Origin of the sequence: Proteus columbae (assembly GCF_009914335.1) — a bacterium.
GTDB lineage: Bacteria > Pseudomonadota > Gammaproteobacteria > Enterobacterales > Enterobacteriaceae > Proteus.
The window spans coordinates 3,500,086-3,514,787 of sequence record NZ_CP043925.1 but is presented as its reverse complement, the minus strand read 5'-3'; the positions used below and the strand labels follow the sequence as shown (position 1 = coordinate 3,514,787).

The window sequence follows — 14,702 nt, the reverse complement described above, 5'->3', positions numbered from 1 at the left end:
TGGTATCAACCTTAATCCTGATATGGACTTTTTTATAGGAGCACTATTAATGAAGATTCGTCCATTACATGACCGTGTTATTGTTAAACGTAAAGAAGTCGAAGCTAAATCAGCAGGCGGTATCGTACTGACTGGCACTGCGGCGGGTAAATCAACTCGTGGCGAAATTTTAGCCGTAGGTCAAGGCCGTATTATGGAAAACGGCGACGTTAAGCCGCTGGATGTTAAAGTTGGCGATATCGTAATTTTTAACGACGGTTATGGCGTTAAAACAGAAAAAATTGATAACGAAGACGTGCTTATCATGTCTGAAAGCGACATTTTAGCAATTGTAGAAGAATAATTTTTCTCTTTTAAGATCTTCTTAAACTGAACGAATTCAAAGGAAATATACGATGGCAGCTAAAGACGTCAAATTCGGTGTAGATGCTCGTAATAAAATGTTACGTGGTGTTAATGTTCTTGCAGATGCAGTTAAAGTAACTTTAGGTCCTAAAGGTCGTAACGTTGTTTTAGATAAATCTTTCGGCGCACCTGTTATTACTAAAGATGGTGTATCTGTTGCTCGCGAAATTGAACTCGAAGATAAATTCGAGAACATGGGCGCACAGATGGTGAAAGAAGTTGCTTCTAAAGCCAATGATGCGGCAGGTGATGGTACTACAACTGCAACAGTATTAGCACAATCAATCATTGCCGAAGGCTTAAAAGCAGTTGCCGCTGGCATGAACCCTATGGATCTGAAACGCGGTATCGACAAAGCTGTTCTTGCAGCAGTCGAAGAACTGAAAAAACTGTCTGTTCCATGTTCAGATACTAAGGCGATTGCTCAAGTTGGTACAATTTCTGCTAACTCTGATGAAACCGTTGGTACTCTGATCGCGCAAGCGATGGATAAAGTGGGTAAAGAAGGTGTTATCACCGTTGAAGAAGGTACTGGCTTAGAAGACGAGCTAGACGTTGTTGAAGGTATGCAGTTTGACCGTGGTTATCTGTCTCCTTACTTCATCAACAAACCTGAAACGGGTACAGCAGAATTAGAAAACCCATTCATTCTGTTAGTTGATAAAAAAGTTTCTAACATCCGTGAATTACTGCCTGTCTTAGAAGGTGTTGCTAAAGCTAACAAACCTCTGCTTATCATTGCAGAAGATGTTGAAGGTGAAGCACTGGCAACATTAGTTGTGAACAACATGCGTGGTATCGTTAAAGTTGCTGCTGTTAAAGCACCTGGCTTTGGTGATCGTCGTAAAGCAATGTTGCAAGATATCGCAACATTAACTAACGGTGCGGTGATTTCTGAAGAAATCGGCATGGAGTTAGAAAAAGCAACATTAGAAGACTTAGGTCAAGCAAAACGTGTTGTTATCAACAAAGATACAACCACTATTATTGATGGTTTAGGTGATCAAGACGCTATCAGCGGTCGTGTATCTCAAATTCGTCAACAAATCGAAGATGCAACTTCAGATTATGACCGTGAAAAATTACAAGAACGCGTTGCTAAATTAGCTGGCGGTGTTGCAGTAATTAAAGTTGGTGCAGCAACTGAAGTTGAAATGAAAGAAAAACGTGCTCGCGTTGACGATGCTCTGCATGCAACTCGTGCAGCGGTTGAAGAAGGCGTTGTTGCGGGTGGTGGTACTGCGCTGGTTCGTGTTGCTAACGCTCTGCGTGAGATGGTTGGTGATAACGAAGAACAAACAGTGGGTATCCGCGTTGCATTACGTGCAATGGAATCTCCAATGCGTCAAATCGTTGCTAACGCAGGTGAAGAGCCATCTGTTGTTGTAAACAACGTGAAAGCGGGTGAAGGTAACTACGGTTATAACGCGGCAACTGATGTTTACGGCGATATGATTGATATGGGTATCTTAGATCCAACTAAAGTTACTCGTTCTGCACTACAATTTGCAGCATCTATCGCAGGTCTGATGATCACAACAGAAGCAATGATCACAGATTCACCTAAAGATGACAAAATGGATTTAGGTGGCGCTGGCGGTATGGGCGGCATGGGTGGAATGGGCGGCATGATGTAATTCATCAGCTTACCGTTTTACAGAGAAAACCCGAGCTTAGGCTCGGGTTTTTTTATGTCTAAATACAATCGAGATTTGAAAATCGCATTATTTCATTGATACACATAACAACCCCTTTTTAGGGGGTTATTTGTTAACATAAATCACATACTATGCCTTTAATGCACAAAACAACCTCTTATATGAAGTTCCCCCCCAATAGTTGGACTGCCAATTACGCTCTTTTTATGCCGTTTTATTTCAGAATTATCAGATAATTCATTTTATATATAATTAGAAACAACTTATTTCTTTACAATTAGGCAACAGATCGTTTTTACTGCACCGCTTAAAAAATATTAAATAAATTGGGGTGCTCACCATGTCTGTCGTCGCAATTGTACTTATCTTTCTTTTTGCCGTGATTGTGAGTGTGTTTATCTCACGATTACTGTCAGAAAAAATTCCTTTGCCATTGATCCAAATTGCGGTTGGCGCATGTTTGTCGATCTTTGGCTTTGAAGTGGCGTTTGATCCACATCTTTTCTTGTTCCTCTTTATTCCTCCATTGCTGTTTTTAGATGGTTGGCGTATTCCCAAAGAGGCGTTGTTCCAAGAGATTAAACCCATTATGTCGTTAGCGATCGGTTTAGTTGTTGTTACTGTAATTGGGATGGGCTTTTTTATTCATTGGCTTATTCCTTCTATTTCGCTTGCGATTGCTTTTGCATTAGCCGCGATTTTATCGCCAACCGATCCTGTTTCTGTGTCTGCAATGACCGTCAATTCGCCACTTCCTTCACGTATGACACATATTTTAGAAGGCGAGTCGTTACTCAATGACGCTACAGGCTTAGTCTGTTTTAGTTTTGCGGTCGCAGCAGCATTAACAGGTTCTTTTTCTATTGCTTCAGCAACGGGGCAATTTTTATTAGTTGCTTTAGGTGGTGCTGCTATTGGTTTGATTGTGGCTGGCGTGATTGGGCGATTAAATCAGTTTTTGGTTAAACGTACTGGTGAAGATCCAGCTATCCAAATCTTGATCAGCTTATTGATGCCATTTATTGCTTATTTATTAGCGGAGCATTTCCATGTATCTGGGATCTTAGCGGCGGTTGTTGCTGGTATTGCAATGCACTACGAAAAAATCGTGGGTCGTATGCAAGCAGCGACACGTATGCAAAGTAAAGCGGTTTGGGATACGGTTCAGGTTGCACTTAATGGCATGATTTTTATTCTATTAGGTGAACAACTTCCTGCAATGTGGAAAATTTTACCTGAAGTGACGCAATCGGCGGGTGCAACTAATCCTTGGGCAGTTGTAGGTTATATTATCGTTATTACAATCGGACTTGCTGTACTGCGTTTTTCGTGGGTATGGGTATCGATGTCGCTGACGGTATTCCGTTCTCCTAATAAACGTTTATCTCGTCATGATCTGCGCTTAATGGCCATTATGGCAACCGCAGGAGTACGGGGTGCAATTACACTAGCAGGTATCTTAACCCTTCCTTTATTAATGACAGATGGTTCACCTTTCCCAACACGAGATCTCGCCATCTTTATTTCCATGGGCGTTATTCTCTGTTCATTATTGATAGCCACAATTGCATTACCGATTTTAACTAAAGGGCTATCAGAAGATTTACCTTATGAAAATGATGAAATTCGTACGCGTTTGGCGTTAAACGAAGCGGCGATTGCGCATATTAATGAGCTAATGAACCAACCTTGTGAAGATCTTGATGAGATGTCACTACGCAATGAGGCAGGTTCACATTTATTAGAAATTTATAGCCGTCGTCTTGATAGTGAAGACAGTGTGCAAGAAGGGGCGCTTGATCTGAAACGCTTGTTTAGCATGGAGCGTCAGTTGTCTCGCAGTGCATTAAAAATAGAGCGCGATACATTACAGCAGTTACGTAAATCACGTCATATTAGCGAACATATTTTTCATCGTTTACGCCATGAATTAGATTTAAAAGAAGAAGCACTGAATCATCATTTGAGTTAATTTAGGTCAATATTATCTTCAGATAGCGATTTGCTGTCTGAAGATGTTAAAAAATAAACAAATTATGTGTTCGTTCTCGCACTGTGTAGGTTGAAAATAGGTCAGATCGTTTTAAAAGCATAAAAGCGGTGTAGAATAGGGGCATTATTGCTTTGTCTATCTCAAAGCCGAATTTGTACGTTAAAATAAGTTTGAAGCGAAAATAATATCTTAAGGCTATTGGCTAATGTGAGATAGTGATGATGATTTATTTTTGCGCATAAGAGAGATGACAAGGTATATTGTTGTCATTACTAAACGGACACTCAAATAAATGAGGGGATCATGCGAATTAAATTGTTATTGGGAGCTGCAGCCGCGTTGTTACTAGCAGGCTGTTCTGCAACAAACACATTAAGCACTGCTGGCTCACAGGTACAAATCACTGATACGCAACCAGGCAGTGAATGCCAATTACTAGGAACAGTGACAGGTGTTCAAAATAACTGGTTATCAGGTTCCCGTACTGAAAGCCAATCACTGCGAGGCGCTGCTAACGATCTACGTAATAAAGCAGCCGCAATGGGTGGTAACGTTATTTTTAACGTTGGTACTGGCGCAGGTAGCTTTGTTGATAGCTTTGCACCATTAGATAGCAAAATGAGTGGACAAGTTTATAAATGCCAATAAGGGCATTTTATTTATTCACTATTTATTAGTCTGCTAATAGATAAAAAGCTGTAGTCACTTCATCTATTTGAATTGAGCTACAGCTTTTTTGTTTTTGTGATATGGATTATTGCTGGCGTAACCCAAGATCTAACAACGTCTTACTAGGTTCACCACCAATTTCACGCGTGAGTTTAGGTACCATATAACCTGAAACTAAGCTCATTAGTGCTTTCATGATCTCTCTTGCTTCACTGTCTGGCACCATAAAGTGAGCAGCACCTTGCACTTTATCTAGAACATGTAAGTAATACGGCATAACGCCGGCATCAAATAGTGCGCGACTTAAATCCGCAAGGACTTCAGCACTGTCATTGACACCTCGTAATAACACACCTTGATTCAATAAAGTGACATTGGCATTTTTTAGCTTTGAACAAGCTTCTCTCAATGCGTCATCAATCTCATTGGCGTGATTGATGTGCAATACCATGATATTTTGCAAACGTGATTGTTGTAGGCGTTTGCATAGCGTGTCAGTAATACGTGCAGGGATAACCACAGGTAAGCGAGAGTGGATACGTAAGCGCTTAAGATGAGGAATAGCCTCTAATTGTGTTATCAACCAATCAAGCTCATCATCTTTCGCCATAAGGGGATCTCCCCCTGAGAAGATGATTTCATCGAGTTTTGAGTTATTTTTGATATACTCAATTGCTTTTTGCCAATTCGCTTTGTTTCCTTTGTTATCTTCGTAAGGAAAATGACGACGAAAACAGTAGCGGCAATTGACAGCGCAACCACCTTTGACCAGAAGCAATGCACGATTCTGATATTTATGTAATAAACCTGGCACCGCATTTTGTTGCTCATCTAACGGATCCGTAGAAAATCCCGGTGTTATGGTAAATTCAGCATTTGCAGTTAATACTTGTAAAAGTAATGGATCGTTAGGATCGCCTTTTTTCATGCGTGCAACGAATTCACGGGGAACCCGTAGCGGAAAAAGCCGTCGCGCCTGAGCCCCTTTTTGGAGATCAGCGTGATGTTCCAACGCTAAAAGTTGGAGTAATTCAACAGGATCACTGATTGCCTGCGCGAGTTGTGTTAACCAGACTTCTCTGGTGGGGTGATTATGAGTTACAATGTGTGCCATTTTTTGGCTATGCCATTTTAAATTAAAAAAGTTAGAGGATATTCATGGCTTCTTATAATACCAACGATTTTCGTTCAGGTCTTAAAATCATGTTAGATGGCGAGCCAGCCGTCATTACTGAATGTGAATTTGTTAAACCAGGTAAAGGTCAGGCATTTGCTCGTGTGCGTCTGCGTAAACTGATTTCTAACAAATTACTGGAAAAAACATTTAAATCTACTGATTCAGCAGATGGTGCTGATGTCATGGATATCAACTTAACTTACCTGTACAACGACGGTGAGTTCTGGCATTTCATGAACAACGAAACCTTCGAACAATTAGCAGCAGACGAGAAAGCTGTTGGCGAAAATGCTAAATGGCTGATCGACCAAGCTGAGTGTATCGTAACACTGTGGGATGGTCGTCCTATCGCTGTTGTTCCACCAAACTTTGTTGAATTAGAAATCGTTGATACTGATCCAGGCCTGAAAGGTGACACCGCAGGTACAGGTGGTAAACCAGCAACATTAAGCACTGGTGCGGTTGTTAAAGTTCCACTGTTTGTACAAATCGGTGAAGTTATCAAAGTTGATACTCGTTCAGGTGAATACGTATCGCGCGTAAAATAATCGCATAGATTATTTTACTGAGCGAAACGCTAAGCACAATAAATAATTACCGCAGATAATGTTAAATATCTGCGGTATTTTTTTATTTTAATTTATAAATATTGATTAATAGGTAGTATTTTCTTTCTAAAAATTTGAGTGATTTGTATTACTGCATTATTTAATTTTATGTGTTATTATTTTGTTTCTAACTTATTTACCCCTTCATTATTCCTGATGCCAAAATAGAATGTGAGATTCAATATTGGAATTGGTAAAAAATAACCATTTTTTTAAAATAAGTGTGTAGGTTGTTTTGGTAAAGACAATCCACAGCAATATTTATTTAAGTTATTTTGACTTTCCTTTAAGAGATATTGAAGAGTATAGATAAAAACATTAATCCTGTAATATTATTGATCTTTATTTTATATTTTAGTTGTACTAGGGAAACCCTTTCAATATAGACATTTACTTTGAGATATCTCTTTTATTTTTTTCTTCTTTTATTTTATCCTGTAATTAATATTAACTAAATTAGGGTTATTTTAAATAAAATCTCATTTATTTTTATCTCTCTTTTATTATTAATTTTCTATCCCTAAATAACGATAATTGAATCATTAACTAGATTATTATTTAGTTTAAAATAATCACCTTCAGTTAATGCTTTTAACTCTGAAATAAAATAATTGCTAACACTAAATAAAACTCTATCAAATATTATGGTATTTGAGTAATAACGCCAATTAAACAGAAAAAATCGATTTTTATCTATCTCATTTCATTTCTTACACTCTAGTTAAGTGTCAACGTCATTATTGTCGATACGTCATTCTTAGCTCCTTCTTGTTTTTCTATCTTAATGATTTTTATCATAAATAAATTAAATCCTCTTTTGGCATGAAATATGCTTTATCTAAAGAAAAATTGACGACAGTAATGCTGTTAAACGTTTTTCTCGGAGGATGTGGCGAATGAATCGCTTTGTAATTGCAGAGCCACAACGATGCATAGGGTGTAATACCTGTATGGCAGCTTGCTCAGAAGTTCACCAAGCTGTGGGTTTACAGGCGCATCCGCGTCTTACAGTGGTAAAAGTGGAGGATCAGACAGCACCGATGCTTTGTCGGCACTGTGAGGATGCTCCTTGTGCTCGCGTGTGCCCAGTCAATGCCATCACTCATGAAGATAATATGATCTTTCTTAATGAGAGCCTGTGTATTGGCTGTAAGTTGTGTGGTCTAGTTTGTCCTTTTGGTGCAATTACACCATCAGGTAGTAAACCCGTTAACTTACCGGCTGTTTTTGAACACTTTGTGCCTGAAGAAATGTTGGCAGATGTGCCAGCAAGTCTTCCAACAACCAACCCATTCCTTGCATGGAATGCAGGTATCCGCGCAATCGCAGTGAAATGTGATTTATGTGCTTTCTCTGATGAAGGCCCTGCTTGTGTCAACGTATGTCCAACCGATGCATTGCATTTAGTTGAAGAAGACAAACTTGAAGAGCAGATGAAAACGCGTCGCTTAGGCTCTGTGATGGAATCCATTACGAATCTTGACGATTTATCTACTTTGACACAGGAGCGGAAGTAATATGGAACCTCTTCAGTTACTGCTGTGGTCAGTCATCCTGTATGTTGTTGGTGGCGTTATTGCACTGTTTTTAAAAAAACAGGAAGGGTTGGCAATCCTTATTTCAGGGATCAGCGCAATCATTGGTGGTGTCTTAGGTATTTTAAGTGCATTACCCGTTATTTTTGGTGGTGAAATCGCTACTTTTACCGCCGCAGGACCTTTCGATTTTGCCGCCTTTGTGGTGCGCATGGATATGTTAGGTGCCTTTATGGTGTTCGTCATTTCATTACTGGTCAGCGTGTGTGCGCTTTATTCTCTTGCTTATGTGCAAGAATATAAAGGTCGTGGCGCTTGGAGCATGGGATTCTTTATGAATCTGTTTATTGCTTCTATGGTTGGCTTAGTGGTGATGGATAATGCGTTCTACTTTATTATCCTGTTCGAAATGATGTCTCTGGCTTCTTGGTTCTTAGTTATTGCTGACCAAGATGACGAATCTATTCACGCAGGTTTACTCTACTTCTTTATTGCTCACGCAGGCTCCGTGTTAATCATGATTGCCTTCTTCTTGATGTGGCGTGAAAGTGGTAGCCTTGATTTTGATTCATTCCGTCAACTCTCTCTTTCTCCTGCGATGGCCTCTGTGGTGTTCTTACTGGGCTTCTTTGGTTTTGGTGCCAAAGCCGGTATGTTGCCATTACACAGTTGGTTACCAAAAGCTCACCCCGCAGCACCTTCACATGCATCGGCATTAATGTCAGGTGTAATGGTTAAAATTGGTATCTTCGGGATAATTAAAGTCGGTATCGATTTGTTGGGTGCTACTGAAATGTGGTGGGGAATTGTTGTCCTCGCATTCGGTGCAGTTTCTTCTGTATTGGGTGTTATGTACGCATTAGCAGAGCACGATTTAAAACGTTTACTTGCATGGCATACCGTTGAAAATATCGGCATCATTTTAATGGGTGTGGGTGTCGGTATGGTAGGAATGGCAACAGATCATCCTGTTATTGCCGCACTTGGCCTGTTAGGTGCTTTATATCACTTATTAAACCATGCGGTGTTTAAAGGATTATTGTTCCTCGGAGCTGGCGCCATTATTAATCAAATTCACACGCGTGATATGGACAAAATGGGTGGGTTAGCCAAACTGATGCCTTACACTGCAACAGCATTCTTAATTGGTTGTATGGCGATTTCAGCGTTACCACCATTAAACGGTTTTGTTAGTGAATGGTATACCTATCAATCTTTATTTACGATGAGTTACGAAGGTAACTTTGTGATGCGCTTAAGTGGTCCTATTGCCATTATTATGCTGGCAATTACAGGGGCATTAGCGGCAATGTGTTTCGTTAAAGTCTATGGTGTTAGCTTCTGTGGCGGTCCTCGTAGTGAGCAAGCAACAAAAGCAAAAGAAGTACCACTACCAATGACGATTGCGATGGGTTTATTAGCGCTTTTCTGTGTTGTGTTAGGTGTGGGAGCGGCTTTTGTTGCACCAATCATTGCCAATATTGCAATGTCGCTTAGCGAAACCAGCGCATTAACGGTAGCTCAAGGCTCCATGCTTGTTCCTGATACTGCATCACAAGCCATGTTCTCTCCAGCATTAACATTTGTTTTATTAATTGCTCTACCGCTTATCCCATTCCTGATTTACCTCGGCCTAAAAGGCAATCAACCTGCGTTTCGTCGTAAAGGTGATCCTTGGGCGTGTGGTTATGTGTGGGAAAAAGATATGGCAGTGTCAGCAGGTGGTTTTACTCAAGCATTACGTAGCATGTTTGCACCACTTTATCGTATGCGTAAACAACTTGATCCATCTCCATTGCTGTCTCGTGGTTTTAATAAAACACAGCTCGGTGCTGAAAAGGTCGAACCATTCTGGGATGAACGAATTATTTATCCTCTGGTTCGTGGTATCCAACGTTTTGCAAAACGTATCCAATGCCTACAAGGCGGGGATTTCAGACTCTATTGTCTATACGTTGTCGCAGCGCTGGTCATCTTGCTTTTAGTCATCGCAGCGTAAGGAGAGGGACTTATGACTTTCCAAGAAGCACCTACGTTAATGATGGGTATATTCGCACTAATACAAGCACTCTTTTTGTTGGCGATAACCCCATTATGTACAGGTATTTCGCGCACAATTCGTGCCAAGATGCATTCGCGTCAAGGCCCCGGGATTTTGCAAGATTATCGAGATATCTTTAAGTTATTTAAACGTCAATCAGTAGCACCTGAGCAATCTGGCGTGATCTTCCAAGTGATGCCTTATGTACTACTTGGCAGCATGCTGGTGGTTGCAATGGCACTGCCTGTCTTTACCGCAACGTCACTGTTTGCGGGTGCAGCCGACCTTATCGCACTGATTTATCTGTTTGCACTTTATCGTTTCTTCTTCTCTTTATCTGGTCTGGATTCAGGAAGCCCGTTTGCAGGTATTGGTGCTAGCCGTGAATTAACGCTGGGTGTGTTAGTAGAGCCTATCTTAGTGTTATCACTGATGGTGGTGGCGTTAATTGTGGGTTCAACCAACGTCGGCACCATCAGTGCAACACTTGCTCAAGGTTGGGTATCACCAACTGCCACACTGTTAGCCTTATTAGCTTGTGCTTTTGCCGCATTTATCGAAATGGGAAAAATGCCATTCGACGTTGCAGAAGCTGAGCAAGAGTTACAAGAAGGACCATTAACTGAATATTCAGGCTCTGGTTTTGCCATGGTGAAACTGGGTCTTGGGTTAAAACAAGTGGTAGTGGCTGAACTGTTTTTAGCCATATTTATTCCTTTCGGTAAAGCAACAGAATTCACCTTTATTGCACTGATCATTGCGTTAGTTTTAATGGCAGTAAAATTGTTAGTGGTGTTTGTATTAGCGTCATTGGTTGAAAACAGTTTAGCGCGTGGTCGCTTCTTACTGACTCACCATGTGACATGGTTAGGATTCGGTGTTGCGGCACTGGCTCTTGTTTTCTATTTAACCGGTCTATAAGGAGCGATGATTACAATGGAAAATATAGCTCTTGCGACCTTACTCATCCCATTTGCGGGGGCGTTGATTACGTCCTTAATGCCAAATCGGATGGCGAAGTGGTTATGTACACTGTTCGCTTTATTAGCCACATTAGGAACGGTTGTCTTAGGTTGGCAGTTCCTCGCTGAAGGTAAAGTCGATACCACAATTACGCTAGTACAATATGGCGATGTTGCGCTCTTTGGTTTTACCATTGATCGTGTCAGTACATTGATTGCTTTCGCTGTTGTGTTCTTAGGATTGTTGGTGAGTTTTTACTCTACTGGCTATCTAACCAATGGCAACCGCGAGCATCCACATGATGGTACTCGTCGCTATTATGCCTTCTTGTTGATTTTTATTGGTGCAATGGCGGGGTTAGTGCTTTCATCGACTATTTTAGGTCAACTCCTGTTTTTCGAAATCACAGGGGGATGTTCTTGGGGATTAATCGGTTACTACCAATCTGAAAAATCGCTCCGTTCAGCAATGAAAGCGTTGTTGATCACTCACGTTGCTTCAATCGGTCTTTATCTCGCAGCTGCAACTCTGTTTGTGAGTACAGGTACATTTGAATTAACCGCAATTGCAACCTTAGATGAGCCAACCAAACTGATTGTGTTTGGTGGAATTCTCTTTGCTGCTTGGGGTAAATCAGCGCAATTACCACTGCAAGCTTGGTTACCTGATGCGATGGAAGCACCAACTCCTGTGAGTGCTTACTTACACGCTGCGTCAATGGTAAAAGTCGGTGTTTACATCTTTGCTCGTGCAATCATGTCAGCAGATGGTGATGTTCCTCACCTTATTGGTTGGGTGGGTATTACCATGGCGGTTATCACGTTGATTTATGGCTTTATGATGTATCTGCCACAAAAAGATATGAAACGCCTGTTAGCATGGTCAACTATCACTCAGCTCTCTTATATCTTCCTTGCATTATCTATTTCAATCTTTGGACCGCGCGAAGCGTTTGAAGGTGGTATTGCTTATATCTTTAACCATGCCTTCGCTAAAAGTTTGTTCTTCTTAGTTGCTGGTGCATTGAGTTATAGCTGTGGTACTCGTATGTTGCCGCGCTTAAAAGGGTTAATTAATAAATATCCATTATTGGGTGTGGGTTTCTGTGTTGCCGCGCTGGCAATCGCAGGTGTTCCACCAATGAATGGCTTCTTTAGTAAATTCCCAATTTTTGCCGCAGGTTTTGAACTGTCGAGTGTTTTCTGGGTGATGACACCAATTATGGTGCTAGTACTGATTGAGTCTGTTGCTAGCTTCACTTGGTTTATCTACTGGTTTGGTCGTGTCGTTCCTGGCAAACCAAGTACAGAAGTTGAGGAAGGACAGCCCGTTCCTATGGCAATGCAAATTGTAATTGGAATACTGATTATTATGTCCTTTGCATCCAGTGTTATCGCAGTCACTTGGCTAGGATAAGGGAGATAAATCATGACTGGAGCACTTATCGTAAACAATCTGGCGGGGTTAATGATGATCACCTCGCTACTGGTAATTGGCGCGAAAAAGCCAATTGCATCCTGTTGGTTCTATGCATTGCAATCTTTCGTTTTAGTGATGATTTTCGTCACTTTAGCCAATACATTAGATGCACACCAACTCACACTTTGGGCCATTACCGCTTTCTTCACTAAAGTTCTGCTTGTGCCACTTATTCTAGGATTTGCATTCCGTAAGTTATCCGATCCTAGTGCGAATGCTGGCGTTATCAGCCCTGCAATATTAATGCTGCTAGCCGCAGTGATTGTGGTCTTAAGCTGGTTCGTCGTTGAGCCAATTCAAATACCAATGGTCGTTGATTTGAAACCTGCACTTGCAGTTTCTCTGGGACATTTTATGTTGGGTCTGCTGTGTATCGTGACTCAGCGAAATATCCTAAAACAAGCATTTGGTTATTGTTTAATGGAAAACGGCTCTCACTTAACACTGGCATTATTAGCGTGGAGAGCGCCAGAACTGGTCGAAATCGGGATCGCCACTGACGCCATCTTCGCTGTGATTGTGATGGCAGTGTTGGCTCGTAAGATTTACCGCACGCTCAACACACTGAACGTGGATCAACTGACCGCGCTGAAGGGGTGAGGAGATGAACCAAACAACCATGTTAACGATTTTAATGTTTTCACCGTTGGTATTTTCAATACTGGCGTTTCTAAGTCCGTTATTAAAAGCGGGTGCGCGTCCTGTTGTAACAGGGCTACATGCTATTGGTATCACCGTATTGTTAATCGCTGCATTAGGGACTGTGGCAGATGTCATGTCCCATGGCGAAATATTGGCTGCTGCTAATTGGGTTCATGTGGATAGCCTCGGCGCATTATTCCTCGCCATCTTAGGTATTATCGGCTTTTTAACGGGGCTTTATTCTATTGGCTATATGAATCATGAAGTGGATGAGGGTGAAATCTCAGTACGCACTTTGTGTAATTACTATGGTTTCTTCCACCTCTTTTTGTTCACCATGTTATTGGCAATCACCAGTAATAACTTGATTTTAATGTGGGCGGCAATTGAAGCAACAACCTTAAGCTCTGCATTCTTAGTCGGAATTTATGGTCAACGTTCTTCTTTGGAAGCTGCGTGGAAGTACATCATTATTTGTAGTGTGGGTGTGGCATTTGGTCTTTTCGGGACTATTTTGGTTTATGCCAATGCCGCAAGCTTTATGCCTGATCCAGATCAGGCTATCTTCTGGACTGAAGTGTTGAAATATACAGACCAGTTAGATCCAACACTGATGCATTTAGCTTTTGTCTTTATTTTAATCGGTTTCGGTACCAAAACGGGTTTATTTCCAATGCACGCATGGTTACCAGATGCACACAGTGAAGCACCAAGTCCTGTCAGTGCGTTGTTATCAGCGGTTTTACTGAATTGTGCGCTGTTAATCATCATTCGTTACTACATCATTATTGATGCGGCAATTGGTACTGAATTTACACGTAACCTATTGTTGATATTTGGTTTCCTCTCTGTTGCTATCGCGGCGTTCTTTATTCTTATTCAGCGTGATATGAAACGTCTTTTAGCGTATTCCAGTGTGGAAAACATGGGATTAATTGCCGTCGCATTAGGGATTGGCGGACCAATTGGTATTTTGGCTGCTTTATTCCACACCTTAAACCACAGCTTAGCGAAAGCACTGTTGTTCTGTGGTTCAGGTAACGTGTTATTGAAATACGGTACTCGTGATTTAAATGTCGTGAAAGGCATGTTTAAAGTGATGCCATTAAGTGCAGCCCTTTTTGCTGGTGGTGCTTTAGCGCTAGGGGGTATGCCGCCTTTCAACGTCTTTATTAGTGAATTTATGATTGTTGTGGCAGGTTTAGCTTCTCAGCATATTGGCTTAACTATCCTATTATTATTGTTATTGACCGTAGTATTAGGTGGTCTAGTTCGTATGGTGGCTAAAACTGTCTTTGGTCCAAAACCTGATGTTGTTGCTAAAGGTGAACTGGGAATTTTAACCACACTACCAATGGTCATTCTGATTGCACTTATGCTGTTAATGGGAACTCACATTCCTAAACCTGTTAGCGAGCTGTTAGAAAATGCCGCTAATATCGTGATGAATATTGATAAAAGTGAGTCACCTACTTATGCATGGCCAACGGCTTTAATCAGCAATCCATCCACATCGGTTCAGGAGATGTAAC

The 14,702-nt window shown here is 41.1% G+C and carries 12 protein-coding genes; 11 read left to right on the top strand and 1 reads right to left on the bottom strand.

Annotated features, from left to right (window positions below; genetic code table 11):
* The first annotated feature begins 49 nt into the window (after positions 1-49).
* The 4 genes from F1325_RS16450 (at position 50) to F1325_RS16435 (ending at position 4,704) form a co-directional block, all read left to right on the top strand.
* Positions 50-343 carry a co-chaperone GroES gene (locus tag F1325_RS16450; protein WP_036914050.1) on the top strand — a complete coding sequence of 98 codons (294 nt, stop codon included), beginning with the start codon at positions 50-52 and terminating at the stop codon, positions 341-343.
* Positions 344-395: 52 nt separating this feature from the next.
* Entirely contained in the window at positions 396-2,042 is a 1,647-nt protein-coding gene (groL, locus tag F1325_RS16445; RefSeq protein ID WP_109374263.1) for a chaperonin GroEL, read from the top strand.
* A 361-nt stretch (positions 2,043-2,403) separates the two neighbouring features.
* Complete coding sequence (locus tag F1325_RS16440; RefSeq protein ID WP_109374264.1) at positions 2,404-4,035, top strand: Na+/H+ antiporter; 1,632 nt, start codon at positions 2,404-2,406, stop codon at positions 4,033-4,035.
* Positions 4,036-4,359: 324 nt separating this feature from the next.
* The gene (locus F1325_RS16435) at positions 4,360-4,704 is read left to right on the top strand and encodes a DUF4156 domain-containing protein (RefSeq protein WP_023582946.1); all 345 of its coding nucleotides are present in this window, start codon (positions 4,360-4,362) and stop codon (positions 4,702-4,704) included.
* 106 nt (positions 4,705-4,810) lie between these two features.
* On the opposite strand, the gene epmB is transcribed toward F1325_RS16435, so the two are convergent.
* On the bottom strand, positions 4,811-5,839 hold the full coding sequence (gene epmB / locus F1325_RS16430) for an EF-P beta-lysylation protein EpmB (protein WP_109374265.1): 1,029 nt from the start codon (positions 5,837-5,839) through the stop codon (positions 4,811-4,813).
* A gap of 44 nt (positions 5,840-5,883) precedes the next feature.
* Here epmB and efp point away from each other — a divergent pair, with 44 nt between their 5' ends.
* The 7 genes from efp (at position 5,884) to F1325_RS16395 (ending at position 14,701) form a co-directional block, all read left to right on the top strand.
* Positions 5,884-6,450 (top strand): elongation factor P, encoded by a 567-nt coding sequence (gene efp, locus F1325_RS16425; RefSeq protein ID WP_088494539.1) that lies wholly within the window; start codon positions 5,884-5,886, stop codon positions 6,448-6,450.
* A gap of 956 nt (positions 6,451-7,406) precedes the next feature.
* Positions 7,407-8,027, top strand: a complete 621-nt coding sequence (locus F1325_RS16420; RefSeq protein WP_160230722.1) for a 4Fe-4S dicluster domain-containing protein — start codon at positions 7,407-7,409, stop codon at positions 8,025-8,027.
* A 1-nt stretch (position 8,028) separates the two neighbouring features.
* Positions 8,029-10,044: a hydrogenase 4 subunit B gene (hyfB, locus tag F1325_RS16415; protein ID WP_109374267.1), complete on the top strand. Its 2,016-nt coding sequence runs from the start codon at positions 8,029-8,031 to the stop codon at positions 10,042-10,044.
* A gap of 12 nt (positions 10,045-10,056) precedes the next feature.
* A complete protein-coding gene (locus F1325_RS16410) occupies positions 10,057-11,007 on the top strand; it encodes a respiratory chain complex I subunit 1 family protein (protein ID WP_160230721.1) in 951 nt (316 codons plus the stop codon).
* A 6-nt stretch (positions 11,008-11,013) separates the two neighbouring features.
* Entirely contained in the window at positions 11,014-12,465 is a 1,452-nt protein-coding gene (locus F1325_RS16405) for a hydrogenase 4 subunit D (RefSeq protein WP_109374268.1), read from the top strand.
* Between the two features lie 12 nt (positions 12,466-12,477).
* Positions 12,478-13,128: a hydrogenase 4 membrane subunit gene (gene hyfE, locus F1325_RS16400; protein ID WP_109374269.1), complete on the top strand. Its 651-nt coding sequence runs from the start codon at positions 12,478-12,480 to the stop codon at positions 13,126-13,128.
* A gap of 4 nt (positions 13,129-13,132) precedes the next feature.
* Positions 13,133-14,701, top strand: coding sequence for a hydrogenase 4 subunit F (locus F1325_RS16395; protein WP_160230720.1), 1,569 nt, complete (start codon positions 13,133-13,135; stop codon positions 14,699-14,701).
* Position 14,702: the final 1 nt, after the last annotated feature.

Excerpts from the sequence above, each read along its gene's own strand:
- F1325_RS16395 (WP_160230720.1), top strand. The coding sequence starts at position 13,133 with ATGAACCAAACAACCATGTTAACGATTTTAATGTTTTCACCGTTGGTA.
- F1325_RS16410 (WP_160230721.1), top strand. The coding sequence starts at position 10,057 with ATGACTTTCCAAGAAGCACCTACGTTAATGATGGGTATATTCGCACTA.
- F1325_RS16420 (WP_160230722.1), top strand. The coding sequence starts at position 7,407 with ATGAATCGCTTTGTAATTGCAGAGCCACAACGATGCATAGGGTGTAAT.
- epmB (WP_109374265.1), bottom strand. The coding sequence starts at position 5,839 with ATGGCACACATTGTAACTCATAATCACCCCACCAGAGAAGTCTGGTTA.
- groL (WP_109374263.1), top strand. The coding sequence starts at position 396 with ATGGCAGCTAAAGACGTCAAATTCGGTGTAGATGCTCGTAATAAAATG.
- F1325_RS16440 (WP_109374264.1), top strand. The coding sequence starts at position 2,404 with ATGTCTGTCGTCGCAATTGTACTTATCTTTCTTTTTGCCGTGATTGTG.
- hyfB (WP_109374267.1), top strand. The coding sequence starts at position 8,029 with ATGGAACCTCTTCAGTTACTGCTGTGGTCAGTCATCCTGTATGTTGTT.
- F1325_RS16435 (WP_023582946.1), top strand. The coding sequence starts at position 4,360 with ATGCGAATTAAATTGTTATTGGGAGCTGCAGCCGCGTTGTTACTAGCA.
- efp (WP_088494539.1), top strand. The coding sequence starts at position 5,884 with ATGGCTTCTTATAATACCAACGATTTTCGTTCAGGTCTTAAAATCATG.
- hyfE (WP_109374269.1), top strand. The coding sequence starts at position 12,478 with ATGACTGGAGCACTTATCGTAAACAATCTGGCGGGGTTAATGATGATC.
- F1325_RS16450 (WP_036914050.1), top strand. The coding sequence starts at position 50 with ATGAAGATTCGTCCATTACATGACCGTGTTATTGTTAAACGTAAAGAA.
- F1325_RS16405 (WP_109374268.1), top strand. The coding sequence starts at position 11,014 with ATGATTACAATGGAAAATATAGCTCTTGCGACCTTACTCATCCCATTT.